General features: G+C 40.4%; 21 protein-coding genes. 9 read left to right on the forward strand and 12 right to left on the reverse strand.

The genetic code is table 11. The features are described from left to right. Nucleotides 1-2: 2 nt before the first annotated feature. The gene (locus tag DNJ75_RS01875; protein WP_117001478.1) at nucleotides 3-659 is read right to left on the reverse strand and encodes a hypothetical protein; all 657 of its coding nucleotides are present in this window, start codon (nucleotides 657-659) and stop codon (nucleotides 3-5) included. A gap of 120 nt (nucleotides 660-779) precedes the next feature. Then, on the reverse strand, nucleotides 780-1,889 hold the full coding sequence (locus DNJ75_RS01880) for a hypothetical protein (protein ID WP_117001479.1): 1,110 nt from the start codon (nucleotides 1,887-1,889) through the stop codon (nucleotides 780-782). A 124-nt stretch (nucleotides 1,890-2,013) separates the two neighbouring features. On the opposite strand from DNJ75_RS01880, the gene DNJ75_RS01885 reads away from it, so the two are divergent. From DNJ75_RS01885 to dksA, 4 genes are all read left to right on the forward strand, one after another. Next, complete coding sequence (locus tag DNJ75_RS01885) at nucleotides 2,014-3,399, forward strand: APC family permease (RefSeq protein WP_117001480.1); 1,386 nt, start codon at nucleotides 2,014-2,016, stop codon at nucleotides 3,397-3,399. Between the two features lie 236 nt (nucleotides 3,400-3,635). Next, nucleotides 3,636-3,791 carry a cation:dicarboxylate symporter family transporter gene (locus tag DNJ75_RS01890; protein WP_117001481.1) on the forward strand — a complete coding sequence of 52 codons (156 nt, stop codon included), beginning with the start codon at nucleotides 3,636-3,638 and terminating at the stop codon, nucleotides 3,789-3,791. 11 nt (nucleotides 3,792-3,802) lie between these two features. Further along, complete coding sequence (locus DNJ75_RS01895; protein ID WP_117001482.1) at nucleotides 3,803-4,960, forward strand: alpha-hydroxy acid oxidase; 1,158 nt, start codon at nucleotides 3,803-3,805, stop codon at nucleotides 4,958-4,960. A gap of 131 nt (nucleotides 4,961-5,091) precedes the next feature. After that, nucleotides 5,092-5,505: an RNA polymerase-binding protein DksA gene (gene dksA / locus DNJ75_RS01900; RefSeq protein WP_117001483.1), complete on the forward strand. Its 414-nt coding sequence runs from the start codon at nucleotides 5,092-5,094 to the stop codon at nucleotides 5,503-5,505. Between the two features lie 6 nt (nucleotides 5,506-5,511). On the opposite strand, the gene DNJ75_RS15290 is transcribed toward dksA, so the two are convergent. The 4 genes from DNJ75_RS15290 to glnA all read right to left on the reverse strand — a co-directional run bounded on the left by DNJ75_RS15290 (nucleotide 5,512) and on the right by glnA (nucleotide 10,028). Beyond that, nucleotides 5,512-5,673, reverse strand: coding sequence for a hypothetical protein (locus DNJ75_RS15290; protein ID WP_157968165.1), 162 nt, complete (start codon nucleotides 5,671-5,673; stop codon nucleotides 5,512-5,514). An 18-nt stretch (nucleotides 5,674-5,691) separates the two neighbouring features. Next, the gene (cydB, locus tag DNJ75_RS01905) at nucleotides 5,692-6,867 is read right to left on the reverse strand and encodes a cytochrome d ubiquinol oxidase subunit II (RefSeq protein WP_117001484.1); all 1,176 of its coding nucleotides are present in this window, start codon (nucleotides 6,865-6,867) and stop codon (nucleotides 5,692-5,694) included. After that, entirely contained in the window at nucleotides 6,867-8,444 is a 1,578-nt protein-coding gene (locus DNJ75_RS01910) for a cytochrome ubiquinol oxidase subunit I (protein ID WP_117001485.1), read from the reverse strand. The genes cydB and DNJ75_RS01910 overlap by 1 nt, the downstream gene beginning before the upstream one ends. Before the next feature lie 171 nt (nucleotides 8,445-8,615). Then, nucleotides 8,616-10,028 carry a glutamate--ammonia ligase gene (gene glnA, locus DNJ75_RS01915; protein WP_117001486.1) on the reverse strand — a complete coding sequence of 471 codons (1,413 nt, stop codon included), beginning with the start codon at nucleotides 10,026-10,028 and terminating at the stop codon, nucleotides 8,616-8,618. Nucleotides 10,029-10,178: 150 nt separating this feature from the next. Between glnA and DNJ75_RS01920 the strand changes: the two genes are divergently transcribed. Beyond that, nucleotides 10,179-10,661 (forward strand): RNA pyrophosphohydrolase, encoded by a 483-nt coding sequence (locus DNJ75_RS01920; RefSeq protein ID WP_170137166.1) that lies wholly within the window; start codon nucleotides 10,179-10,181, stop codon nucleotides 10,659-10,661. A gap of 5 nt (nucleotides 10,662-10,666) precedes the next feature. Continuing rightward, nucleotides 10,667-12,925 carry a phosphoenolpyruvate--protein phosphotransferase gene (gene ptsP, locus DNJ75_RS01925; RefSeq protein WP_117001488.1) on the forward strand — a complete coding sequence of 753 codons (2,259 nt, stop codon included), beginning with the start codon at nucleotides 10,667-10,669 and terminating at the stop codon, nucleotides 12,923-12,925. Between the two features lie 5 nt (nucleotides 12,926-12,930). On the opposite strand, the gene DNJ75_RS01930 is transcribed toward ptsP, so the two are convergent. Beyond that, nucleotides 12,931-13,455, reverse strand: a complete 525-nt coding sequence (locus DNJ75_RS01930; protein WP_157968166.1) for an outer membrane beta-barrel protein — start codon at nucleotides 13,453-13,455, stop codon at nucleotides 12,931-12,933. A 228-nt stretch (nucleotides 13,456-13,683) separates the two neighbouring features. On the opposite strand from DNJ75_RS01930, the gene DNJ75_RS01935 reads away from it, so the two are divergent. Beyond that, a complete protein-coding gene (locus DNJ75_RS01935; protein WP_117001490.1) occupies nucleotides 13,684-14,865 on the forward strand; it encodes a class I SAM-dependent rRNA methyltransferase in 1,182 nt (393 codons plus the stop codon). 18 nt (nucleotides 14,866-14,883) lie between these two features. On the opposite strand, the gene DNJ75_RS01940 is transcribed toward DNJ75_RS01935, so the two are convergent. From DNJ75_RS01940 to DNJ75_RS01960, 5 genes are all read right to left on the reverse strand, one after another. After that, complete coding sequence (locus DNJ75_RS01940) at nucleotides 14,884-15,420, reverse strand: OmpH family outer membrane protein (protein WP_117001491.1); 537 nt, start codon at nucleotides 15,418-15,420, stop codon at nucleotides 14,884-14,886. Nucleotides 15,421-15,478: 58 nt separating this feature from the next. Beyond that, nucleotides 15,479-17,881 carry an outer membrane protein assembly factor BamA gene (gene bamA, locus DNJ75_RS01945; protein ID WP_224742226.1) on the reverse strand — a complete coding sequence of 801 codons (2,403 nt, stop codon included), beginning with the start codon at nucleotides 17,879-17,881 and terminating at the stop codon, nucleotides 15,479-15,481. Between the two features lie 30 nt (nucleotides 17,882-17,911). Then, nucleotides 17,912-19,090 carry a 1-deoxy-D-xylulose-5-phosphate reductoisomerase gene (ispC, locus tag DNJ75_RS01950; protein ID WP_117001493.1) on the reverse strand — a complete coding sequence of 393 codons (1,179 nt, stop codon included), beginning with the start codon at nucleotides 19,088-19,090 and terminating at the stop codon, nucleotides 17,912-17,914. Nucleotides 19,091-19,093: 3 nt separating this feature from the next. Further along, nucleotides 19,094-21,745 carry a DNA gyrase subunit A gene (gyrA, locus tag DNJ75_RS01955; RefSeq protein WP_117001494.1) on the reverse strand — a complete coding sequence of 884 codons (2,652 nt, stop codon included), beginning with the start codon at nucleotides 21,743-21,745 and terminating at the stop codon, nucleotides 19,094-19,096. A 103-nt stretch (nucleotides 21,746-21,848) separates the two neighbouring features. After that, nucleotides 21,849-23,255 (reverse strand): alanine/glycine:cation symporter family protein, encoded by a 1,407-nt coding sequence (locus tag DNJ75_RS01960; RefSeq protein WP_117001495.1) that lies wholly within the window; start codon nucleotides 23,253-23,255, stop codon nucleotides 21,849-21,851. Nucleotides 23,256-23,470: 215 nt separating this feature from the next. On the opposite strand from DNJ75_RS01960, the gene DNJ75_RS01965 reads away from it, so the two are divergent. Further along, complete coding sequence (locus tag DNJ75_RS01965) at nucleotides 23,471-24,661, forward strand: MFS transporter (RefSeq protein WP_170137164.1); 1,191 nt, start codon at nucleotides 23,471-23,473, stop codon at nucleotides 24,659-24,661. 92 nt (nucleotides 24,662-24,753) lie between these two features. Then, nucleotides 24,754-26,025: a histidine--tRNA ligase gene (gene hisS, locus DNJ75_RS01970; RefSeq protein WP_117001497.1), complete on the forward strand. Its 1,272-nt coding sequence runs from the start codon at nucleotides 24,754-24,756 to the stop codon at nucleotides 26,023-26,025. Nucleotide 26,026 lies beyond the last annotated feature (1 nt).

Here is a 26,026-nt window from a genome sequence, read left to right on the forward strand (position 1 = left end):
ACTTACCAACTTTTAGCAACGCTTTTTATAAATACATCTACTTTCCGCTCATTCTCTGTCAATGCCGCACTATCGGCTTTTAAAGGGAGCAATGCACCACCGCTAACTCTTGCTTGACCTGCTGTGTTTTTATATACCACGACAGGCACTGAGTTGATTAACCCTTTTAGAATCGTCATATTGTGATTAAATTGCTCAATTTCTTTGCTTGTCGGATTGCTCACTGGTGTGATACCACCCTCTTCCTTAGCATAATTAAAACCATTTTCATTTTGCTTTAATGCCTCAAGCGGTGATTTGGCACTTAAAAGAGCCATTGTTTTTAATGGGCTTGAACGTTTGATAATGCCAATAGGCACCCAGCGAATTGCTAAATTACCAGCATCTACTTGCTTTTGAGTTGCCTCAAATAACGCATGGCAGAAAATACAGTTAGGATCAAAGATCACATACATATTGCGCGCTGCCGTTTTTGCGCCCTGCTCAATGAAATTTGCCGTTTGCAGTGCTTGGTATAATTTTTGAGCTGCTGGGTCAGTTGAATTTAAATCGATATTTTGTGTTTTGTTACTTCCTTTGTCATGAGCGCCAAAAAAGTAATACGCACCACCTAAAACAATAATCAATGTAACCAATAGCAGTAATATACGTCTTGCCATAAACTCAGTCCATTTCATCCAATCAAAAGTAAGCTCAAGCCTAGCGAATTTCGTCTACTTTAGCCACTTTTTATTGCTGGATTTATTTCAAACGAACACATTCGCAGAAGTAAGTCATCACTAAAAATAAGATCTCTGCAACATCTTCTTTACTTTTTTAACTGAGTCTAGCATTTTTACTTTATCGTCCATTATCGCTATATGCTGCTTAATTTCAGCTATATGCTGATTCATTTTTTCCAAAGTCTTCTTTTTACTCGTTAGCGAATACGCTTTCCATATATAAGACTTATGTCCCTGCGAATTAAAAATCTCTCTATGTTCACGATTCAATTTCTGTATTCGCATCTGCAAAAGGTGTTCAATATGCTCCATCGCACTGTCATCTAAAAAATATTCACCCTCTGGCACAAACTCCTGATACATCTTGATCAACGTAAATACATCCGCTTCTTTTTTCGCCAATAAAAGTGCCTGCATCTGTTTATGCCGCTGCTCTTTCTTTAAAGGATCTTGCTCCTTATCTGGGTGAATGACATTCGCAATTTTTTTGTACATCTTAGTCAGCTGGCTCGCCTTAAAAATTTCAGTAACTTTTGATGTCTCATCATCCTCATCGCGATAGTAATTAAATTCATAGTCATCCCAAGCGTCATCTTTTTCATCTGAGCGCTTATCAATATAAGCTTGTTTAACCTCTGCTAATAAGGACTCAACTTTGCTAAAATCCCCAGCCATAATGGCTTCTTTTAACGCTTCATCTGGCAAGTCAATATCTTCACCCAAAGCCATACTTAACATACTTTTAAGCTCATCATAGTCTGCCTCGATATCTTCTTTAAGCTCTTTGGCAAAATATTTCTGGTAGTACTTATCATTCTCTTCCTGAAGCTTTGATAACTCTGATGAATCATATAAATGTGGAGCTGACTCCATCTTGTCAAAATGATCTGACAAATACTCTAATAACGACAACTTATCATTCTTCTTTAAGTCTTTTGAAGGAACAAATGATAATAAATGCCCCACGAGCTTACAGTGCGATGCACCATAAAGTTTTTCATGTGGTAACAAAATAGACTGATAATCACTATACAGTTTATCAACCTTTATAACCGCTTTTGCATTCCTCTGCTCACATGATTCAATCTTACGCCATAACGCTTGAAAACCATTTAACTCCTTCGCATCTTTACTCTCAGCCACCATATCAAGTGCATTATTTGCCATTAAACTAATCCATACCAAAAATTTAAAAAGCCATTATAGCAAAAAAATCTAACGCATATCCCAACTTGCTATTTATTTTTTATACGGCAAGATAGCGCCTAACATTTATAGCGCATTTAAATTTATGTCTTACGATAAAACACTGACGGTGTCGAAATTGACACTCATGAACATCACCGCAATCATTAGCCTAAGCTCCATCGCCTTTATGGCAACCATTGGACTGGCCTCTATTTTCTTTTATCTTTTAGCTGCGATCTTTTTTCTGATTCCGAGCGCTCTAGTCTGTGCTGAATTAGGCGGCATGTTAGTGAAAGATAATGGTGGCGTATACACTTGGGTTAAGCGCGCATTTGGTGAAAAAACCGGCTTAATCGCAATCTGGATGGAATGGTTTAATAACGTTATAAGCTTTCCAGCAAGCCTCTCAGCAATTGCAGCAACGATTGTTTATATCGGCTTTGATCAGATCGAACATAGTAAGCTCACCCTTTGCCTTACTATGCTCGCAATTTTCTGGTTATTAACACTGTTTAACTATTTGCCCATGCGCCGTGTGGTTATTCTTAATATCATCGGCGCACTCTTAGGCATGATTTTACCCGGTGTTTTATTACTTGCTGGCGCGATTTATTTTCTCATCATGGGGCAAAACCATGCTCACTTTAATCACTTACATAATTGGTTACCTGAGTTATCATTTGTGACTTTTGCGCTATTTGTCAAAACCTTGGCAAGCTACTCAGGCATTCAAGCAACAAGCTTTCATGTTAAAAATGTGCAAAACCCCAAGCGTAGCATCCCTAAAGCAATGATCTTATCAATTGTGATTATTGTGCTACTGTCGATCATCTCAACACTTGCCTTAGTGATTATTACACCTCAAAACTCAATTAATCCGATGAGTGGTCTCATTCAAGGGATTAGTGCCGTACTTAATCTTGCCGGTCTTGGTGAGTTTCAAGGGCTTATTGCTTTACTTATCGTCATTGGTATGATCGCAGCCCTTAGCACTTGGATGTTAGGACCCGCTCGCGCCATGCAAGAGGTCGCTCAACAGAAACTTTTACCTCAAGCTTTTGCTAAGCTTAACAATAATCACATGCCAACCAATGTGCTTTTGATTCAAGGTGTTATTGGCAGTCTGCTATCCTTTGTATTTTTGTTTATGCCAACAATTCAATCTGCCTTTGCATTATTGATCGCATTAACATCACAGTTTACGGTTTTCATGTGGATCCTGATCTTTGCTGCTGCCATGCGTGTGCGTTATAAAGAACCGCATATTGAACGAATTTTTCATGTTGGTGCTAAAAATAACTGGCTTTTAAACACCATTTGTATTTTTGGTATCCTTGCTTGCTTGAGTGGTATTTTCTTAGGGATTTTTCCGCCCGCTTTTTCACACATCCAAAACATTTATGCTTATGTTACGACCATCGTTATTGCTGATATTATCATTATTCTTATTCCCTTTTTATGGATCTGGTGGCATAAGCATCAACCATAGCACTTCCTTGCATTAGAGCAGGTTTACACCATACCACTCATGAATCACTTTGCCGTGTTTAATGTCAAAGAAGTTTTTGATAATTTTGAGTCATTGGATTGCAGGTAATAGCAAGGACTATTAGCAATATCAAATGACTCAAAAGAACAAGAAATTCAATGACAGAAAGGCTGTAAAATGGTTTATGGGTGGTATATAGTGCTATAGGGAAGGTATAAAGATAGCAAGGAAATCTCATGACAAACAAGAAACTTACTCGCAACATCTTAATCGGCATTGATCGTATTCTTGATATGGTCAGAACGGCTGTTAATGTCACAGGTGATGTTTCTGTGACTGCCGTTGTTGCCAATAGTGAAAAGCAGATTGATCGTGATATCTATTACCAATAGAGGATATTCTAATGCAAAGAAAGCTTGAACATATTCGTAGTATTGAGCAAATGAGAGCCCGTTACCATAAAAAAGTACCCAAGATGTTTGCGCAGTATTGCGATTCAGGTTCTTGGAGCCAAACTACTTATGATGCCAATGAAAGAGATTTTCAGAGATATTGCTTTAGACAACGCGTTCTTGTCGACATAAAAGAGCGTACACTTGCAACAAATATCCTTGGAACAAACTATACAATGCCTATTATTTTAGCCCCGACGGGGCTTTTAGGTATGCAACATGCCGATGGCGAAATTCTAGCTGCAAAAGCAGCCGAGCGCTTTGGCATCCCTTATACGCTCTCCACGCTCTCCATTTGTTCTTTAGAGGATGTTGCCGAAAAAGTCAGCGCACCATTTTGGTTTCAATTATATGTCATGAAAGACAGAAACTTCACCCGTGAGCTCATCAATAGAGCCAAGGCAGTCGGGTGCTCGGCACTTGTTTTGACTGTTGATTTGCAAATGATTGGTGAGAGACATGCTGACTTTAAAAATGGTTTATCTATCCCCCCAAAACTTACTTGTAAAAACTTTCTCAATATGGCTACAAAATTTAGATGGTGGTCTAAGATGCTTACAACGTCTCGCAGAAATTTTGGCAATATAGTAGGGCATGTTAATAATCTTGATAATCTATCCTCTTTAAGCAGCTGGGTATCAGACCAATTTGATCTTTCTCTCAATTGGAACGATATAGCATGGATCAAAGATCAATGGCAGGGTCCACTTATTATTAAAGGCATTCTGGATGTTGATGATGCGCACAAAGCAGTTACCTTTGGCGCTGATGCGATTGTTGTATCTAATCATGGTGGTCGCCAACTTGATGGCGCTCTATCATCTATATCTATACTCAACACGATTAATCAAGCAGTTGGCAATAAGCTTGAAATTTTGCTTGATGGGGGCATTCGCTGTGGACAGGATTTATTAACAGCAAAAGCACTGGGCGCTCGCGCTGGAATGATTGGACGCGCTTTTATCTATGGGCTTGGCGCATATGGCGAAGATGGCGTTCGACGTGTTTTAGAAATTCTTTATGATGAGCTAGACAAAACCATGGCATTTTGTGGTCATACAAATATTAATTACATTAATCAAAATATCCTAGCCCAATCAACTTTTTAATCTCATTTTCTTGACTAAATCCCAAAGTTTTACTTTTTTTACTTATATGCAGTAAATTTATTAGTGATAGATTATTTTTTATGATATAAAAACGCCCTAATAAAAAACTAACTCGTTAATGGAGGCACACTATGCTGACAGAGAAAGAACTACTGAATATGCCTGAAGATGCATATATGAATGAAGAGCAGTTGGCTTTTTTCAAGGAACTATTACTTCAGCAAAAACAAGAGTTAAGTGAAGCAATTGATGATGCAAAGAAAAGCTTGGCAGAGTCTGAACGCAACACCGATTTAAATGATGTTGCTACTTCTCAGGAAATGCAACAGCTATACTTACGCACGGTTGATCGTCAAAGTAAATTACTGCGCAAAGTTAATGAGTCACTAAAGCATATTGAAAATGGTGAATACGGTTATTGTGAGCTAACTGGTGAACCCATTGGTGTGCAGCGTTTACTGGCACGTCCAACCGCGACTTTATCGGTACAAGCAAAAGAAATTCAAGAACATCAAGAAAGGACGCAAGGCATTATCAAAGCCTAATTACGGTTATTTTTTATCAGGATGATCCCCTTTATTAGCCATATGATTTGGATCATCACTGATCTCTTTGTATTTTCCTTTTTCAATTTTATCATCGACATACAATGTAAAGCGGTAACCAACATACATTGAAATCGCCAGCATAATTATAATTGTGATATACCACATAATGGTTCCTCTATTAACTTAGTAGAATGTATGATTGTTTTGCTCTAGGTCGCTTTTATCAAGCTTAGACTTACCGCGCCATGCAGCACTAAACCCCCAAAACTTATAAACAACAATCAATACCATAAAGGCAAACGTAATATACAGCATGCCCATTAAACTATATTCAGATGCTGATACATTCCAAATCGTTAAACTTTGGCTACCAAAACCGCCTGCGCCTACCCAGTTAGAAGGGACAACAAATGGAAACAAAGCAAATGCTGCAGAGCATAGAATTGCAGTAATAGCCAAAGCCGAGCACCAATAAGCGATAGTTTCATTTTTCTCTTTGGTAATGGCAGCGAGTAACAACATCACATAACATAAAACAGGGGCTAACCACATCCACGGATGAAGAGCGTAGTTATGTAGCCATCCACCTGTAACCACATCAACTTGTGTATTAAACGCAAGACTTGCTGGCGTGCTGGTAATAATCATCCCAGGAACAACATATGCCAACATAATAAAGCCAATAGTGACAAGTAGTAAGTTGATAATAATAAATAAATTAGATAAACGACGAAAGCGCAAACCCAATTCACCAGCTAAGCGGCGATTTAAATGCAAACAAGCATGCATCAACACCATGCTTAATGCTAATAACGCACACAAAATGGCAAAAGGTGATAACACACTGGCAAAGGCATTACCGGCATATACCGATCTTAATAAAAAGTCATTATGATAAAACGGTAAACCATGAAATAGCGCACCAAGCACTAGACCAAAGATAAGCACTGGAATAAAGCTACTGATAAAAAGACTCCAATCCCAGAATTTACGCCAACCATCGCCATCGAGTTTACTGCGATAATCAAACCCAGGTGGGCGCAGAAAAAAGGTAAATAGCACTAACAATAATGCCGGATATAATCCTGAGAAAATCGTGCCATAGACGGCTGGCCAGATACCAAATAAAGCACCACCACCAATAACAATCCACGTTTGATTGCCATCCCACGTAGGGGCGATAGTATTTAACGCCAAACGTCTCTCAACATCATTTTCTTTAAAGCCTTTATGCTTAGACATAAAGGGCATCATAATCGTCACTCCAAAGTCGCAACCTGCGGTTGTCGCATAAAGGATAAGAACCAGAAGAATAATTGCCCACCAGATAATTTGTAAGGTCATATAATCAAATAACATTATTGATGCTCCTTATAATCATAATTACCATTACCTAAAGACCGTGGTCCCTTGCGAGCAACCTTGAACATGACAATTAATTCCACAACAAATAGTCCAACATATAGCAATGCAAAAAAAGCAAGGCTCACCACAATATTCCACGACGCCAAGGTCGACGCGCCCATACTTGTTGGCAATATTCCGTGCACCACCCATGGTTGGCGTCCCATTTCAGCAATAATCCAACCTGCTTCAGCGGCAATATACGGTAATGGAATGGCAAAAACTGCTAGCCACAAAAACCAGCGATACTTTAGGAGCGTGCGGCGTAATACATGCACTGCGCCAAAAACCATAACAAAAAACACCATTGCCCAACAAGCTAGCATCACTCTGAAGCTCCAATATACTGGCCAAACCTCTGGAATAGTATCCTTAACAGCCTTAGCAACTTCTGCCGCACTTGCATTATGTGGGTCTTTGGCATGCGCCTGTAATATAAAGGCATAGCCAATATTGTCACGATACTTTTTAGTCTCTGGATTTTTCGGATCAAAGATATCAAAATCATGCGCAGTTCCTTGACCTGCTCTAATTTTCTCCAGAGCTTTTAACGCTACCAATCCATCGTAAATACGCTCTTTATTTTCACGCATAATAGGCTTAAGCCCTTCAACTGTTGCAGATAAGCTATGACCTGCAATTAAGCTCAACATCCATGGAATTTGAATCTCAAAATAATTTTTCTCATGCTCCTGTGATGGAAAAGACACAGCAGACCAGGCAGCAGGTGCCTTTTGTGTCTCCCACTGCCCTTCAATCGCAGCCATTTTAGCGGGTTCATATTTATCAACGGCAAGACCATTAGCATCCCCCAAAAAGAAAATAAAAATTGAGGAACATAAACCAAAGCCAAGACCTACCGCAAGCGAACGCATTGCAAATCCAGTATTTCTCTTGCGCAATAAATACCATGCGCTAATACCAACAACAAATGCAGCCGATATCAAATATCCAGCGAAAGCAACATGGCCAATGCGAATTTGTGCCAACTCCTGCACATAGATTTGCACAAAGCTCGTTAACTGCATCTGCATTGTCTCAGGATTTAAAAACGTCGCTACCGGATGCTGCATCCAGCTATTAGCTACGAGGATATTAACAATTGATAAATTTGTACCCAACGCTAGGAAAAAAGTAATCAATAAATGCGTTTTTTTACCCACTTTATTCCATGTAAAGAAAAACAAACCAAAAAGTGTGGCTTCCGTCATAAATGCTGTCAGTCCTTCAATGGCTAATATTGTGCCAAAGCTTTCACCAACAAAGCGAGAGAAATACGCCCAGTTTAAGCCAAACTCAAACTCCATGGTAATCCCTGTGACAACGCCCATCGCAAAGTTAATTGCAAAAAGCTTGCCCCAAAATTTGGTCATATCTTTGTATACTTGTTTACCTGTTTTGACATAGGCAGCCTCCATAATAAATAGTATCCACGACAAACCAAGTGTTAATGGTACAAAGACAAAATGGAATAGAGCTGTAAATGCAAACTGGCCGCGCGATAAATCGACAAATAATTGTGTCATATCCATGCGTGCACACTCCCAATGTGTTAATAAAATTTTATTGCTCGATTGTAGAGATTTACCCACCTATTGCAAGTTTAACAGCAGTTTAATTTCTTATGCATTAAATAAAGTGAATTTATTGCCATCCATAACAAGCTAAGTTTATATCCTATTAATTCTAGTGAAATTTTCAGATTACAAGCTGTAGTACATCTGAAACTCAACTGGATGCGGCGTCATATTAAGCTTCTGCACTTCTTCCATTTTCAAATCGATATAGGCATTAATCATATCATCTGAGAACACGCCACCTGCGGTTAAGAACTCACGATCCTCATCCAAAGCAGCAAGTGCCTCTTCTAGCGAGCCTGCCACTGTTGGGATATCAACAAGTTCTTCAGGTGGTAAGTCATATAGGTTTTTATCCATTGCTTCACCCGGATGGATTTTATTTTTAATGCCATCGATCCCTGCCATGACCATGGCTGAGAACATTAAATAAGGGTTAGCTGTTGGATCACCAAAGCGCACCTCGATGCGACGTGCTTTTTCACTATTAACAAAAGGAATACGAATAGATGCTGATCGGTTGCGTGCTGAATATGCCAACAATACTGGCGCTTCAAAGCCTGGCACTAAGCGCTTATAGCTATTGGTTGATGGGTTAGCAAATGCATTTAATGCCTTAGCATGTTTGATAATGCCGCCAATATAGTAAAGCGCTTCTTCTGAAAGTCCGGCATAACCATTACCCGCAAATAGGTTTTTACCACCCTTTGAAAGCGATTGATGGACATGCATACCTGAGCCATTATCCCCCGGAATCGGTTTTGGCATAAAAGTCGCACTTTTACCAAAGCCGTTAGCCACATTGTGTACAACGTATTTAAAGACTTGTGTTTGATCGGCTTTGTCGACTAAAGTTGAAAACTTAGTACCAATCTCACATTGACCTGCCGTTGCTACTTCATGATGATGCACTTCTACTTCTTGCCCTAACTCTTCCAAAATAGAGCACATCTCTGAGCGAATATCTTGCAATGAATCAACCGGTGGCACAGGGAAATAACCACCCTTAACGCCAGGCTTATGCCCATTATTGCGACCACCATGCAGATCATTAGTGCTCCACGCTGATTCATTACTTCTGATTTTATACTCAGAACCTTCCATATCTGACTTATACGTCACATCGTCAAAGATAAAAAACTCAGGCTCCGGACCAAAGAATGCCGTATCAGCAATACCCGTTGATTTGATATAAGTTTCACAACGCTTTGCGATTGAACGCGGATCACGATCATATGCCTGCATTGTTGCCGGCTCTAAAATGTCACAACGGATAATCAATGTCGGCGCTTCAAAAAACGGATCGATCAACATGCTTGATGCATCTGGCATCAAAATCATATCTGATTCATTAATTCCCTTCCAACCCTCAATAGAAGAACCATCAAACATTTTGCCATCAGTGAAAAAATCCTCATCGACAGCGCGCACAGGAATGGTTACATGTTGTTCTTTGCCTTTTGTATCGGTAAATCGAAGATCGACAAATTCGATTCCATATTCACTAACCATGGCTTGATAATGTGTAAAGTCAGACATACTAATAACGCTCCTTGAGATTTGGTTGATAGTTTTACCGCGATCTATTCTATCAGAGTTTTTTTGCAAAATTTAGCAAGATTTTCAAGGAAAAGTTACCTGCTTTACGGTATGCTAAACAGCAGGATAGTACTAGGTTTGGAAATGATCGTGATAGATCAAGAAGGTTTCAGAGCAAATGTGGCGATCATTATTATGAATGATCAAAACAAAGTGTTCTGGGGTCGTCGCGTCAACCAAAGTTCATGGCAGTTTCCACAAGGTGGTTTAAATTCTGGAGAAACGCCGATTGAAGCAATGTATCGAGAGCTCAAAGAAGAAGTAGGGCTTATGCCTTATGATGTTGAGGTGATTGCTGCAACGAGAACATGGTTAAGGTATCGGCTTCCCAGATCCCTGATTAGAAGAAATTGCCCATTGTGCATTGGTCAAAAACAAAAGTGGTTTTTGTTGCGTTTAAAATCTGCCGATAGCGCGATTAATCTCAACGCTAATAAAAAGCCCGAGTTTGATGAATGGCGTTGGGTAAATTACTGGTACCCCGCAGGAAAAGTCGTTGCCTTTAAGCGCCATGTTTATCAAAAAGCACTTGAGCATTTTTTCCCTGTGCTTAAAGACTGGTCACGCGAGTAAATATCATGTTATGGCAGCCTTTAGTCAAAATCATTGAGCTTAAGCATGAGCTTGATGTCGTCTTATCAATGTTTGCTAAAGAAGCATGCAAAGTGCTTAGTGTCGATGCGTGCAGTGTTTTTATTTTGGATGAAACAGAGCACACCTACACACTAAGCGCGTCAACGCTAGTGCCAACACTGCGATCTGGGATGATCTACATCAGCGCCAAAGATGATCTTTTGGGTAAAGTTGCTTTGCGTGAAGAAGCACTTATTATTACCGATATGTCTAAAGCTTCAAGCTATAGTGTGCTACAAACGCTTTCACGCAATCGCCTACAATCTTTATTAGCAGCGCCCGTTGTGCACAAAGGTGAAGTGATCGCTATTATTGCGCTACAACTTAATGACAAAGACAAAATTACTGAAAGCCTGCAAACTGATGTTGCGACGCTATGCGCTAACTTGTCACTGCCATTGAATCGCGCCATCCATATTGAAGATGTTTCCGAGCAAATTGAAGATAAACCACAAAGTCCGATGTACTTTGATGGCGTTAGCGCCAATGATGGGGTACAAAAAGGCATTGCGGTTGCGCGTTATAATATTACTGATATTGAAGAGATTCCTGATAAACCTACGCAATCAGACGATGAAGAACGTTTATTTATCAGTGCGGTAAAGGATGTCAAAGAATCTTTGGAGGAGATGCTAGAGCGTGTTACCCTCCTTGCGGGCAGTGAAGAAGCACAATTATTTGAAGCCTATTTGCAGATGATCGATAGCAGTCGTTTTTATGACGCAATTATTGGCTATATCCGTCAGGGCATTTGGCTACAAAGCGCGATCAAACGTGTTGTCATCGAGCAAGCCACACTTTTTGAGCAAATGGATGAGCCTTACTTTGTCGAACGTGCCAGTGATATTCGTGATTTAGGCAAACGCATCTTATTGGCACTTGAGAATAAAATATTGAAGAAAAGTCACTACGCTGTTGATACTGTTCTTGTTGCGAGCGAAGTCACCGCATCGATGATTGCCGAAGTGCCTAAAGGGCGCTTAAAAGCAATTATCTCAGAACACGGCTCCTCATACTCTCATGCAGCTATTTTAGCTAAAGCCTTATCTGTGCCTTTTGTTACAAGCATCAAAGCATTACCAATTAGCTTCATTGATGGCAAAGAGGTTATTGTTGATGCCTATGTGGGACGCATCTACATCCAACCTGCTAAGGGACTTAAATCAGCATATGAGCGTTTAATCAAGCATGAAAGCCAAAAAGCCGTTGAATTGCAAGCGCTTAAAGACTTATCAAGTACGACAATTGATGGGCATGAAATAACGCTTAAAGCAAATGTCGGTTTAATCGCTGATTTGGATCGCGCTTTAAGTCAAGGAGCAGCAGGCGTTGGCTTGTATCGCTCTGAGATTCCTTTTATGATTCGCGAGCGCTTCCCCAGTGAGGATGAGCAGCGCATTATTTATCAACAAATTTTATCAACTTTCCCTAATAAACCTGCTGTCTTACGCACTTTAGATGTGGGGGCTGATAAAACACTACCTTACTTCTACGAAGAAGAGCAGAATCCGGCACTTGGTTGGCGCGGTATTCGCATGCTACTGGATCAGTCCAACCTTTTTTTAATGCAAATAAGAGCGATGCTTAAAGCAAGTTTACATCATGATAACTTGCATATTTTGCTACCAATGATTACAACCATTGAGGAAGTCAAAGAAGCAAAACAGCTTATTCGTCAAGCCTATAAGGAAGTCATTGAAGAAGGGTTTGATATCGACAAGCCACGCATCGGCATCATGATTGAGGTTCCAGCTGCCGTTGTACTTGCAGAGCGTTTAATCGATCTTATTGACTTCGTATCCATTGGCTCAAATGACTTAGCACAATACATTTTAGCTGTTGATCGCACCAATGAAAAAGTTGCCAATCTATACAATCAATTGCATCCGGCGATGATTCGTACACTCTACCACTTAGTCAAAGTAGCCAAAAAGCACAATAAAGAAATCTCATTATGTGGTGAGCTTGGCGGCAACCCAATTGCCACCGCACTTCTTGTCGGCATGGGGTTTGATAGTTTAAGCATGAACGCCTCAGCGCTTCTTAAGGTTAAACAGGTATTACGATCTGTTACTAAGAAACAATGCCGCAATGTGTTAAAGCAAGTGTTAAAACTCGCCACCACTGACGAGGTGCACACTTATTTGGAAAACTTCCTTGTTGAAAATGATTTAGGTGGTTTGATTCGCGCTGGGATTAATTAACACCCTTAGAAATAATGCACAAATCCAATATCAAATAAATTCATTGTTCCACTGGTTTTTGCTGGGATAATATTGCGATAGTTTGCAGTTAAGGCAAAATTTTGACTTAATGTATAAGCTACACCAACACCAATATTTGATGCAAATTCAGTATGTGCCATACTAAGCTTACCTACGCCTAAAAGTACATAAGGGGTAAAAAGCGTTTGTGTTGGTAGTGAAAACACTACGTCAGCCCGTGTATAGGTACTGAATTTTGTACTTTGCGCACTGTCCTCACTCCGCGCTGTAAATAGAATACTACCCGCCTTAATCGAAAAATAAGGACTAAAGCTATATCCAAAACTTAGTGTTAATTCAGGTGATGTTTTATACCCCGTGCCACTATTTGTTAGCACACCAACGGCGGGAGCTAAAAAGAAGCCGGTACGCGTTGCCTGTTCATCTTGTGCTGAGTAACTATTTGCATAACCACAACTTGCAACCGCTAGCACACCAGCGAAAATATAGGCAAAACTCTTTGTGTTCATAACAATCCATCCTTGTATATTAATTTGAAAAACAGGCGCCATTGTGCATATAAAAAGTCATTAAATCAAGGGTAAATTGATCAGTTGTTCTATATAATTGATCATTAGCACCTTTTTAACTGTTATTAAATCATAAGCGCCTATACCGCTCGTAAATCATTTTGCGGTATATACACAACACATCGGCTAAAGTATAATTCCGGCACATTTATCCAAAATGCTCCTAGCATGAATATTCCAACAATCAGCCTTAATAGCAAAATCAAAAACTTCCATACCCGACAAATTTTCTATAGTAATGAGGTCAATCATCTAGCTCCTGAGTTGCTTAACCCGCATGGTTCAGCTTTGGTTGAACAGCAAGGCAGACTAGCTCTATATAGCAAACATCAACTTGCAGCAATCAGAATGACACGCATTAGCATGGAATCGATTAATAACCACGATATTGAATATGCGCTACGACAATTCCTAGCACAACTGCAATATGATAAACAGCAATTTTATTTTGTTCAACAAGAAGAGGCCTTTCGCTTATGCCATGGCGATCATGATGGGCTCCCTGGGATTACCATTGACTGCTATAACTCGACCACCGTTGTGCAGTCAAGCTCAGCTGCATCTGATTTACTCATGCCCTACGTTATTCAAGCATTGGTAGCCCTTATGCCTGACACCGCTATTTTTGAACGAAGCACAGGGCAAATACGTGAGATCGAAAAACTAGGCAGTATTACTCAATGGCAATATTTATCTGGTGAATTAACTCAAACCACTTTGTTTGCTGGCAAGCGCATTATGTTTGATCTGATCAACGGTCAAAAAACCGGCCTTTTTCTCGACCAGCGCCTAAACCTTATCGCACTACGCAACTATCTTCACAAAGAGATGACTAGCATGCTAGATATTTGCAGTTACATGGGTGCGTGGAGTGTTGCCGCTGCAGATTTCATTGACCATTTTACACTTATCGACCAAAGTAAAGCCGCCCTAGCTATGGCAAAAACCAATATTGAAGAAAATCATCAAAACACAAGTAGCATAGACATTGAGCTTGAGCATGGTGACATATTTGAAACACTCAAAAAATTAAAAGCCGAGCAACAATACTTTGATGTTGTTGTAGCAGACCCGCCTGCTTTTGCTAAATCAAAAAAACACATTCCAGAAGCAAAACGCGCCTATCAACGCTTGTTTAAACTAGCACTTTCGTGCCTGAATAAAGGCGGATTATTCATCGCTTGTAGTTGTAGTCGCCACATCGATGAGACCACTTTCTTTGAGATACTTCAATCGCTTTCTTATGACTTGGTTTTGTTACATAAAGGATACTCATCACCCTGCCACACACAGTCCATCCATGTCGATTATCACGATTATTTAAAATGCTATATTTTTAAGCTACGCTAACGCTGCTTATTATTTCTATTATTTTTTCTCGGCAGATGCGCCTTGTTTTTTCATCTGCGCAACCACTTGATCAGTCACATCGACTTTCAAATCAGGTGCCGCATATGCTACTGCTTGCGAGCTTAGAATTAAGCTGTATTTACCTTCTTTGGCAACAGATTCGACAGCGGTATTAAAGCTTGCTTGGAAATCCTGAGCAATTTTTTGCTCTTGCTGCATCTCGCTTTGCTTAAATGCCGTCGCTTGTTGCTTAAAGCTATTCTGTTCATCAGTTAATGCTTTTTGCTGCTTATCCAGATCAGATTTTGTCAGCGTTGGCGCATTGGTTTGTAAGGTTTGCATTTTTTCTAGCAAGCCTTGTTGCTGCTTTTGTAGCTCATCTGCCTTTGGCTGTAATTTTGTTTGTAATGCCTGAATGCTCTGTTCACCTTGCGGCACGGATTGATAAATCTCAACTGGATTAACCAAGCCTATTTTTAAGCTACTTGCATCTGCGGCAAAGGCAGCACTGGTCACCGCCATTGATGCCAAACCAATCATTGCTAATTTTTTCATATTTACTCCTTAGATTTAACTAAATTTAGAATCTTATAATACTTTTCAACCCAAAAGATTAGAACGTTTGCCCCAGTGTGAACTGGAAAATTTGCGTTGAATCGCCAGGCTTGGCATTTAATGGTTTTGCCAAACTAAACGCCATGGCACCTAATGGGGATAACCATTGGAATTCAACACCCACTGAGTAACGTAAATTAGAGAACGTTGGCGAGCTATCACCGGCAGTTCCAGGCCAAATCACACCGCTATTTGTACCTGAATTATATGTTGGGATATTGTAAGTGTTATAGACATTACCTGCATCAAAGAACATCCCTAAACGCATATTACGACTGTCTTTTAAGCCTGGAATTGGAAACAAAATATCCACATTCGTGTACACATTTAAGTTACCGCCTATCGAGTTACCTTGCTCTGCTGCGCTACCGTTTGGTGTATAGGTATCAGAAGGCCCCATACCCCCTTGAGAGAAGCCACGCACTGAGCCCCAGCCACCACCATAGAAGTTCTGGAAAAATGGTAAATACTCAGTATCACCATAGCCATTACCATAACCGACGCCACCTTTGACTGAAAGTGTGACATCGCCAACAATTGGATGGAAGAAACCAGCAGATCCCGTGACTTTATACCACTGTAGATCACTAATTCCGGGTACTGACACAGTACCATTTAGCCCTAAGGTCGTTCCTTCTGTTGGGAAATAAGCACGGTTTGTTGAATTATGATTCCAACCTAGATTCACCGTAAATGTATTAAAGGAGGTTTGACCATCATTTTGCTTAACAAACCAATCTAAAATACTCGATGTCCCACCACTAGGCTGCAATACTTGCGTGTGATCAACACCACCACCGACACTAATCGAGTCAAATGCTGATGTTGGAATACTATAGCCTAAATTCGCACCATATTGATTTAAGCGATAACTTGCAATTGATGTGTCATCATAATCCGTGCGTGATAAATACGTACTAATCGTCTGGCTAATACCAGATTGGGTAAAGTACGGGTCGGTATAAGACATATTCAAGCTTTGATAAACACTTGATAAATTCGCACCAATCGAGAATTGATTACCCGTACCTTGAATATTAGGCAACGCTAAATTACCGCCAATCATAAAGTTATAAAGCTGTGAGTAACCAATGCTGGCGCTGACCGTATTGGCACTTCTTTCTTTAATATCATAATCCATATTGACTAGGTCATCAGAGCCAGGCACTGGCATCTTTTTAACCGTTACATCTTGGACAAATGGCATTCTTTGTAATTTAATTTTTGATTGATCAATCATTGTCTGATTGTAAACACCGGATTCAAAATACTGCATCTGACGGCGGTAAACATAATCATTGGTAACATTATTTCCTAGGAAATTAATCTGATTAATATAGACTTTTTTACCGGGGTCAATATAAAAAGTTAACGCTACCGTTTTGTTATCTTTATCAACATTAGGCACTGGATTAACATTGGCAAAGGCATAACCTTTATCGCCCAATGCTTGTGTAATTGCCTTGGCGCTATCTAGGACTTTTTGGCGTGAGAAGGTATCTCCTGCTTTAAAACTAATGAGCTTCTCAAGATCGGCTTTGGCAATAACAAACTTACCTTCTAATGATACTTTAGAGACTTTGTAAATCTCGCCTTCACTGACATCAAAAGCGATAAATGCATTTTCTTTATTCGGTGATAATGATGCCTGCTGTGAAGTCACTTTAAAGTCCAAGTAACCATTATTCATATAGTAATTACTCAGATCTTCCGTTGAAGACTGCATATTAGTTGGCGAGTAATCCGCCTTTGAGGTAAACAGCCCCCATAAATTCCAAATTGACGGTGTTTTAAAAGTGATATTATCAATAAGCTCACTTTGTGAGAATGCTTTATTGCCAATCACATTAATGCGACGTACGGTCGCGGTTTTGCCCTCGGCGATATTGATCTTGATCGCCACACGGTTACGCACTTCTTTAATCTCTTGTATATCAACCGTCGTTGAGTAATAACCCATCAATGCATATTGCATTAACAAAGATTGCTTGACCTGAAATAGTATCTCAGGATTAGCGATATTACCGACATCAAGTCCTGCTTCGCGCAAGACTTTTTTCATGTCATCATTTTTGATCTTATCATTACCATCAAAATCAACCGCGCTGATTGCTGGACGCTCTGCTACTTTCACAATCAAGCTATTGCCATCTTGATACAACTGTACATTTTTGAAAAACCCACTGCTGTAAAGCGATTTAATTGCCTCATTGGTTTCGGCTGCATCTATCGTTTCCCCTGCATGAATACCTAAATCATTCAGCACAGTTTCTTTTGAGATGCGCTCCAAACCTTCAACTTTTATATTTTTGGCAACAAAGCTATTTTGTGCATAAGCACCAGCAAAAGGTGCGGCACCTAAAAGCGTAAGTAACAATGTTTTTTTCAATGATAAGCTCAAGCTAATCTTCCTTCATTTAAATTATTTTATTCAATCTTTATCTGTATTTAAAAGCACTGAAACATGCCTACGCGCCTTTAAATCAATTGCAATGACATCATCAATGGTTTCAGGTTTATTCAATTTTAATTCTTGCAAAACTCGTTCAATATACTCGATTATTTCCAAATATTGTATTTTTTCCGCCAAAAAAGCCTCAACCAGCACCTCATTGACAGCATTTAACACAATTGTTGCAGCATAATCTTGACGTTTTAGCATGTCATACACCAATGGAATAAGTGCAAAACGCTGCCCATCCAGTGCATTAAAGCTTAATGGTTTAGCAGTAAAATCAAGCTTTGGCACATTGATTTTATGCCTTTGTGGATAATACATCGCGTAACCAATCGGGGTTTTCATATCTGGGGATCCCATTTGTGCTATAAAACTACCGTCATGATATTCAACCATCGAGTGCACAATACTTTGTGGATGAATCAATACTTCAATTTTCTCGACTGGCACTTGAAATAACCAATAAGCCTCGATAACCTCTAGCGCTTTGTTCATCATCGTTGACGAATCAACGGATATTTTACGCCCCATTTGCCAGTTTGGATGTGCGCATGCCTCATCTGGCGTGATATCTTTAAGCTCACCCAGAGACTTTTCGCGAAAAGGACCGCCCGAGGCCGTTAAAATAATTCTGGAAATTGCCAGTTGATCATAATGTTTATCTTGATCGGGCAAACATTGAAAAATCGCGTTGTGCTCACTATCCACAGGCAATATCATCGCATTAGATTGTTTTGCTGCACGCATGAAAATCTCACCCGCAGTGACCAACGCTTCTTTATTTGCTAGTAAAATGGTTTTGCCTTTATTCACTGCTGCAAACGTTGGTGCCAATCCTGCAATACCAACAATGGCAGCCATAACCATATCCACTTTATCAGCACTTGCTACAGAAATAAGCCCCTCTTTGCCATATAGCACTATCGTCTGACAATCTAAAGCTTTAAGATCATTACTAAGCTTATTTGCTAAGCTCTCATCTGCAACTACAGCATAGCGTGGGGAAAATTTAAGGCATTGCTGATATAACAGCTCGATATTACGATGTGCAGTCAATGCATAAACTTCAAAATCAGCAGGATTATCGCGAATAATCTCTAGCGTATTAACACCAATTGATCCTGTCGCCCCCAAAATCGTGATGACTTTCACGAATTACTCCAGCTCACTGTCATCTTCGTTACTCTGCTCATCCTGTTCTGGCGCGTCATCTGCTACTGTTGTGTCATTGACTTCATTGTTGAGCATTTCATCGTCAAAATCTTCTTCAGACTCATCCTCACCAACGACTTGCACTGACACCAATTTTTCATCAGATTTTAAGTTAATCAACTTAACACCTTGCGCTGAACGACCTGTTTCACGTACTTCACGCACTCGCGTTCTAATAAGCACACCTTGATCGGTCATTAGCATAATGTCATCTGTTTCTTCAACAAGTCCTGCTGCAACCACAAGGCCATTACGATCAGATGTCGAGATTGAAATAACCCCCTGCGAGCCACGCGCCGTCTTACGATACTCGGCAACTGGGGTGCGCTTGCCATAACCATTTTCAGTTGCCGTTAATACCACACCGTGATCAGGCTCAGTGACAATCACGCCAACAATAGTTTGATCTTCTTGAATACGCATACCTCTGACACCGCGCGCGGTTCTACCCACAGCACGCACGTCTTCTTCGTTAAAACGAATGGCTTTACCGGCATTTGAGAACATCATAATCTCTTGCTGACCATTGGTTAAATGCACATGCAGTAGCTCATCACCTTCATCAAGGGTTAAGGCATAAATGCCGCCCTTGCGCGGACGTGAAAAGGCGGTTAGATCAACTTTTTTAACTGTTGCTTGTTTGGTTGCCATAAAGACATTCCAACCTTCGGTAAACTCGGATACCGCCAACATAGCCGTAATGCGCTCACCTTGCTCTAATGGAAACACATTATTAATTGGTCTGCCTTTGGCAGCACGCCCTGCTTGTGGGAATTCATAGACTTTGCTCCAGTATATTTTACCCAAGCTTGAGAAACACAGCATCATGGCATGCGTCGAGGCAATTTGCAGTTTATAAACGAAATCTTCTTCCTTCATTTGCGTCGAGGATTTACCGCGCCCACCACGTTTTTGCGCATTATAATCTTTCAATGGCTGTGCTTTGACATAACCATCATATGAAAGTGTCACCACCATCGATTCTTCAGTAATTAAATCTTCGTAACCTAAATCAAGCTGAGAGGCAATAATCTCTGAGCGACGCGCGTCACCAAACTGCGCTTTAACCTCTTGTAGCTCTTCACAGATCACTTCAAGTAAACGTTTAATATCTTTTAAAATCGCAATTAACTCTTCGATGCGTAGAAGTAATGCTTTAAACTCATCAAGAATTTTATCCTGTTCCAATCCTGTCAAACGATGCAAGCGAAGCTCTAAAATCGCATCAACTTGCGCCTGTGATAGGAAATATTCATCATTATGTAAACCATAATGCGACGCCAAGCCATCAATGCGATAAAGCCCTTGATCAACCCCTTCAAGCATTTGTCCGACAAGCTTGCCAGACCATGAACGAGCCAACAGTGCTTCTTTAGCTTCAGCTGGTGTTTTAGAGGCTTTAATCAACGCAATCATTTCATCAATGTTTGATAAAGCAATCGCTAAACCTTCTAAAAGATGTGCACGCTCACGCGCCTTACGCAATTCAAAAATCGTGCGTCGTGTTACCACTTCTTTGCGATGACGAATAAAGGCTTCAATCACTTCTTTTAAGTTCAACAACTTCGGCTGACTATCGACCAAGGCAACCATATTGACACCAAAGCTTAATTGCATTTGTGTTTGTGCATATAGGTTATTTAATAGCACTTCAGCCATTTCGCCACGCTTAACATCGACAACAATACGCATACCATCCTTATCGGATTCATCACGTAGTTCAGAAATGCCTTCGATTTTTTTGTCTTTAACCAGTTCGGCAATTTTCTCAATCAACCGCGCTTTATTTACCTGATACGGGATTTCAGTAACAATAATCTGCTCGCGATCAGTCTTTTTATCGGTTTCGATCGATGCTTTAGCGCGCATAATAACACGCCCCCTGCCCGTCTTATACGCATCAACAATGCCGGCGCGCCCATTGATATAGGCACCCGTTGGGAAATCAGGTCCTGGAATATACTCCATCAATTCTTCGATGCTTAACTCAGGGTTTTCAATGAGTGCAATCACACCATCGATCACTTCATTTAAATTGTGTGGCGGAATATTTGTCGCCATCCCCACGGCAATACCCGATGAACCGTTGACCAACAGGTTAGGTATGCGCGTTGGCAACACGTCCGGAATCATCTCGGTTTCATCATAGTTTGGCGAGAAGTTAACCGTTTCTTTATCGATATCGATTAATAGTGAATGCGCCATCTTTGACATACGCACTTCGGTATAACGCATTGCCGCCGGAGAGTCACCATCCACCGAACCAAAGTTACCCTGACCATCGACAAGCATATAACGCAATGAAAACGGCTGCGCCATACGCACAATCGTGTCATAAACCGCCGTGTCACCATGCGGGTGATATTTACCAATCACATCCCCGACAACACGCGCTGATTTTTTATAAGGCTTATTAAAGTCATTACCTAGCTCTTTCATCGCAAAAAGAACGCGTCGATGCACAGGCTTTAAGCCATCACGCACATCAGGAAGCGCACGTCCAACGATGACGCTCATTGCATAATCAAGATATGATTGCTTTAATTCCTGCTCGATATTAACCGGAAAAACTTCATTGGCAAATTGTGTGGTCATAAGGATATAAACGCTTCAAATATTCTAAAAACTGGCACGAATTATAGCATACTCACCACGGCACAGAAATATAAATATCCAGCAATGACACTCCAAAGACAACTTACTTCCAAGCATCATAGTCATTCGATTGAAAAACAATCTCCTTTCCTGACTTTAATTGCCGCTGATAATCTTGAACAACCGCAAGAACCTTTTTTGACAGCAGTAAAATAGCAATTAGATTAATTATTGCCATAACCCCCATGGCTACATCCGCCATATTCCACACCAATGCTACCTGCGTCAGTGAACCAAACAGCACAAATAATATCACGCAACCTCTCATTATGTTTAGAACCAGACGGCTCTTAGTAATATAAAGAATATTATTTTCTGCATACGAATAATTCGCCACAATTGAAGTAAATGCAAAGAAAATCAAAATAACTGCCAATACCCAGCTCCCTGACGCTCCGATTTGACTTGCCAATGCAGATTGTGCTAATGCAATCCCAGTTACATTACTATTGGGCTCAAATACACCGGACAAGAGAACAATAAGCGCCGTAATCGTGCAAATAACAAGCGTATCCGTAAACACGCTAAACATTTGAATATACCCTTGAGCCGCAGGATGCTTAGGCAATGGGCTTGCAGTAGCTGCCGCATTAGCGGCGCTCCCCATGCCCGCTTCATTGGAAAACAAGCCCCTTTTTATCCCATTTTCAATCGCAGCACCTATAGTAAACCCAAGCACCCCAGCACCTGCTGTTTCCAACCCAAAGGCACTATGAAAGATCAAAACAAACACTTCTGGCACCTTGGAGAGATTCATGCCGATAATGACCACCGCCAAAACGAGGTACAAGAGTGCCATGATAGGCACTGCCACTTCACAAAACTTAGATATTCGCCAGATCCCTCCGCCAATAATCAGCGCTGTTGCAACAGCAATGACGATGGCAAGAATTTCTTTTTGAACACCAAAAGCCTCATTGACTGCCAATACCATCGTATTTGCCTGAACTGCATTAAACACAAATCCAAAAGCAATAATCAGGCTAACTGCAAAGCACACGCCTAAAAATCGATTTTTCAGACCTTTTTCAATGTAATACGCAGGACCTCCAACAAAAAAGGTACTACCTGACTTTTGCTTATATAGTTGCGCCAGTGTCGCCTCACTGAAAGCAGTTGCCATACCAATAACAGCAAGCAGCCACATCCAGAAGATAGCTCCAGGACCACCAAGATAAATAGCAACCGCCACACCAGCAATATTCCCAGCACCAACACGAGATCCCAAACTCATACAAAAAGCCTGAAAAGATGAGATTTGCCCATCACGACTTTTACGACTTCCAAACATTAATTTCAATATATGCCCAAATTGCCTGACTTGTATCAATTTTAATCTGACGGTAAAAAACAAACCAACGGCAATCAGTAAATATATTAGCACATACCCCCAAAGATAATAATTTAACGTGTCCACAATAAATGATAATACTGACTCTATTCCCAACATGACGCCTCCCAACAATCAGAACTTATGGAAATTAAAAAGATAACTAGATTCAAGAAGCTTTACTACATTTTTTTCATTTTTTTTACATAATTTAGTAATAAACAACATTTCGATACATTGATAAAACCATCCATATATCCATCGTAAATCATATAAAATCGCTCAAAGGAGATATATACTAACGAAAAATGTGTAATGAAAATCAACTCACAGCCATGAAACCCGAAAACTACGTTTACTTTTTTGCCATTTTCCTCGTGGGCGTTTATGTCTGTGCTTATGATATGTATATCTCGGCGCTGCCATTGCTACAAAATGACTTTGCGGTGAATGTTGGGCAAAGCCAGTTAACACTAACCTTATTTGTCATTGCAGGTGCAATCTTCGCGATTCCAGCGGGTCTTATCAGTGATCGTTTTGGACGCAAGAAAACACTGATTCTTTATTGTTTAATCGTCATTATTGGCAGCATTGTGTGCCTGTTATCGCAAAGCATCTTTGCCTTTTATATCGGGCGCATACTGCAAGGCATTGGCGCTTCTGGTTTGTATATTCTTGCCGTTGCTTTACCCAAGGATATGCTAACGGGTAATACCTATGTTAAGACCTGGCAGAGCTTAACACTTTTGTTTTATTTAGCGCCCTCACTTGCTGGCTTCATCGGTGGCTATATCGTCTATTACGGAGGTTGGGAATGGGTTTTTAATGGTGTTGTTTTGGTGGCACTGCTCGCTCTTATCTTGATTGCTATTTACTTCAAAGAGATACCAACCGCAACCACTGGAGTCAAAACTTCAAGTCGCAAAAAATTCTTTAGCATTGCCAGCAACACGCAATTCTTAAGCTACTGCTATATCACGTCAGTGGCATGGGCGGGCATGTCCGTTTTCTACATCTGCACACCTTATATTGTGATCACAACGCTTGGCTTTAATACAATTGTCTATGGTTGGTTATCCTTTTTATTGATCTTCTTTGGCGCCTTAGCACGTTGGATTAACATTCGCTGGCTTAATGGTTTAATAAGCTACGAGCAAAGTGCTTATAGCTTCTCTTTTGTTGCAGTTTTAAGTGGAATATTGTTTATCAGTGCTTATTTTCTACCGGCACATTACGCCATTTACTTGATTGGTCTAAGTGCAATTTTATTTGGCTTTTCCTCAGCACTTGTAAGCGTAAACACATCAACGATGGCGTTTTTGCTGATTGACAAGAACCACAGCGCTGTGGCTTCATCAATCTACGGACTCACGATTGATCTTATTGTCGCGTTATCGCTTATCTTTGCTAATTTAATGCGCGCTAATTTAATTCTCCTAGGTGCAATGATTGCTGTGTTTTACGTCATTGCTATTATGCTGCTGATGAAATTCAAAGAACCCACCGCTGCCAAAATTTGCGTTTAGTGATTTAGGACGCAAGCTCTTTCCATCCAAAGATAATTTACATACAATAAGCGCACTTTGCTAAGTTAATAATTTAATATGGAATCATCTTAATGTCTAAAATCCAAGCCGTGCGTGGCATGAATGATATTTTACCGAGCGATATTTACAAATGGCACTTTTTTGAAAACGCGGTAAAACAAACCTTACACAACTATGGTTATCAGGAAATTCGCCTGCCTATCGTTGAAAAAAGTGAGTTATTTCATCGTGGCGTTGGCGCAGGCACGGATATCGTTGAAAAAGAAACCTATGATTTTAGCGATCGCAATGATGAAGCCTTGACTTTAAGACCTGAAGGCACTGCAGGCTGCGTGCGTGCGATGATTGAGCATGGGCTTTTACGTAATCAAATCCAAAAGGTGTGGTATACAGGTGCGATGTTTCGTTATGAGCGTCCGCAAAAAGGACGTTATCGCCAATTTTATCAACTGGGTGTTGAGGTATATGGCAATAGTCACATCGCCCAAGATGCTGAAGTGTTAAGCTTATCATGGCAATTATGGCAAGCTTTGGGACTTGACACGCACGTCACCCTTGAGCTTAACAACCTAGGAAGCGCTCAAAATCGTGCTGATTATGTGAGTGCATTGGTTGATTATCTGACACCACTTAAAGATCAATTGGATGAAGATTCACAGCGTAGACTAGGTAAAAACCCACTGCGCATTCTTGATAGTAAAAATGAAAACACGCAACGACTGTTGGATAATGCACCTAACCTGCATGATTTTCTTGATCAAGATATTCAAAAAGACTTTGAAGCACTTACTGAGTATCTAAGTGTACTAAACATCCCTTACAAAATCAACTCGCGATTGGTTCGTGGGATTGACTATTACTGCAACACCGTTTTTGAATGGGTCACCGATAAACTCGGTGCTCAAGGCACCATTTGCGCCGGTGGTCGTTATGACTCCTTGGTAAGCGACTTACAAGGTCCTGAAACGCCTGCCGTTGGCTTTGCTATGGGTGTTGAGCGAATTATTTTACTTCTTGAAACCCTTGAGCTTATCCCTGAATCGACACAAAATGCCGATATTTATGTGATCAGTGATGAATCATCGATCTTTAAGTCCATGCCAATGATCGAAACACTACGTAAGTCCTTGCCTCACCTAACTATTGAGCAAAACACCTCGTTAGGTAGCTTTAAATCGCAATTTAAAAAAGCGGATAAATCGGGGGCTGCATTGGCATTGGTAATCGCTGAAGATGAAGTTAACAACAACACCTGTGTGATCAAGTTCTTACGTGAAGATAAAGAACAAGTGACCATACCGCAGGCTGAACTGGCTTCATACATTCAAAACCATTACGCCTAGT

Source organism: Cysteiniphilum litorale, assembly GCF_003428165.1.
GTDB lineage: Bacteria > Pseudomonadota > Gammaproteobacteria > Francisellales > Francisellaceae > Caedibacter > Caedibacter litoralis.

What these genes read in the sequence shown, in the direction of transcription:
- glnA (WP_117001486.1), bottom strand. Translation starts at nt 10,028, where the DNA reads ATGTCTGACTTTACACATTATCAAGCCATGGTTAGTGAATATGGAATC.
- gyrA (WP_117001494.1), bottom strand. Translation starts at nt 21,745, where the DNA reads ATGACCACACAATTTGCCAATGAAGTTTTTCCGGTTAATATCGAGCAG.
- DNJ75_RS01895 (WP_117001482.1), top strand. Translation starts at nt 3,803, where the DNA reads ATGCAAAGAAAGCTTGAACATATTCGTAGTATTGAGCAAATGAGAGCC.
- DNJ75_RS01930 (WP_157968166.1), bottom strand. Translation starts at nt 13,455, where the DNA reads ATGAACACAAAGAGTTTTGCCTATATTTTCGCTGGTGTGCTAGCGGTT.
- dksA (WP_117001483.1), top strand. Translation starts at nt 5,092, where the DNA reads ATGCTGACAGAGAAAGAACTACTGAATATGCCTGAAGATGCATATATG.
- DNJ75_RS01960 (WP_117001495.1), bottom strand. Translation starts at nt 23,255, where the DNA reads ATGTTGGGAATAGAGTCAGTATTATCATTTATTGTGGACACGTTAAAT.
- hisS (WP_117001497.1), top strand. Translation starts at nt 24,754, where the DNA reads ATGTCTAAAATCCAAGCCGTGCGTGGCATGAATGATATTTTACCGAGC.
- ptsP (WP_117001488.1), top strand. Translation starts at nt 10,667, where the DNA reads ATGTTATGGCAGCCTTTAGTCAAAATCATTGAGCTTAAGCATGAGCTT.
- DNJ75_RS01875 (WP_117001478.1), bottom strand. Translation starts at nt 659, where the DNA reads ATGGCAAGACGTATATTACTGCTATTGGTTACATTGATTATTGTTTTA.
- DNJ75_RS15290 (WP_157968165.1), bottom strand. Translation starts at nt 5,673, where the DNA reads ATGTGGTATATCACAATTATAATTATGCTGGCGATTTCAATGTATGTT.
- DNJ75_RS01940 (WP_117001491.1), bottom strand. Translation starts at nt 15,420, where the DNA reads ATGAAAAAATTAGCAATGATTGGTTTGGCATCAATGGCGGTGACCAGT.
- DNJ75_RS01890 (WP_117001481.1), top strand. Translation starts at nt 3,636, where the DNA reads ATGACAAACAAGAAACTTACTCGCAACATCTTAATCGGCATTGATCGT.
- DNJ75_RS01965 (WP_170137164.1), top strand. Translation starts at nt 23,471, where the DNA reads ATGAAACCCGAAAACTACGTTTACTTTTTTGCCATTTTCCTCGTGGGC.
- DNJ75_RS01880 (WP_117001479.1), bottom strand. Translation starts at nt 1,889, where the DNA reads ATGGCAAATAATGCACTTGATATGGTGGCTGAGAGTAAAGATGCGAAG.
- DNJ75_RS01935 (WP_117001490.1), top strand. Translation starts at nt 13,684, where the DNA reads ATGAATATTCCAACAATCAGCCTTAATAGCAAAATCAAAAACTTCCAT.
- DNJ75_RS01910 (WP_117001485.1), bottom strand. Translation starts at nt 8,444, where the DNA reads ATGGATATGACACAATTATTTGTCGATTTATCGCGCGGCCAGTTTGCA.
- DNJ75_RS01885 (WP_117001480.1), top strand. Translation starts at nt 2,014, where the DNA reads ATGTCTTACGATAAAACACTGACGGTGTCGAAATTGACACTCATGAAC.
- cydB (WP_117001484.1), bottom strand. Translation starts at nt 6,867, where the DNA reads ATGTTATTTGATTATATGACCTTACAAATTATCTGGTGGGCAATTATT.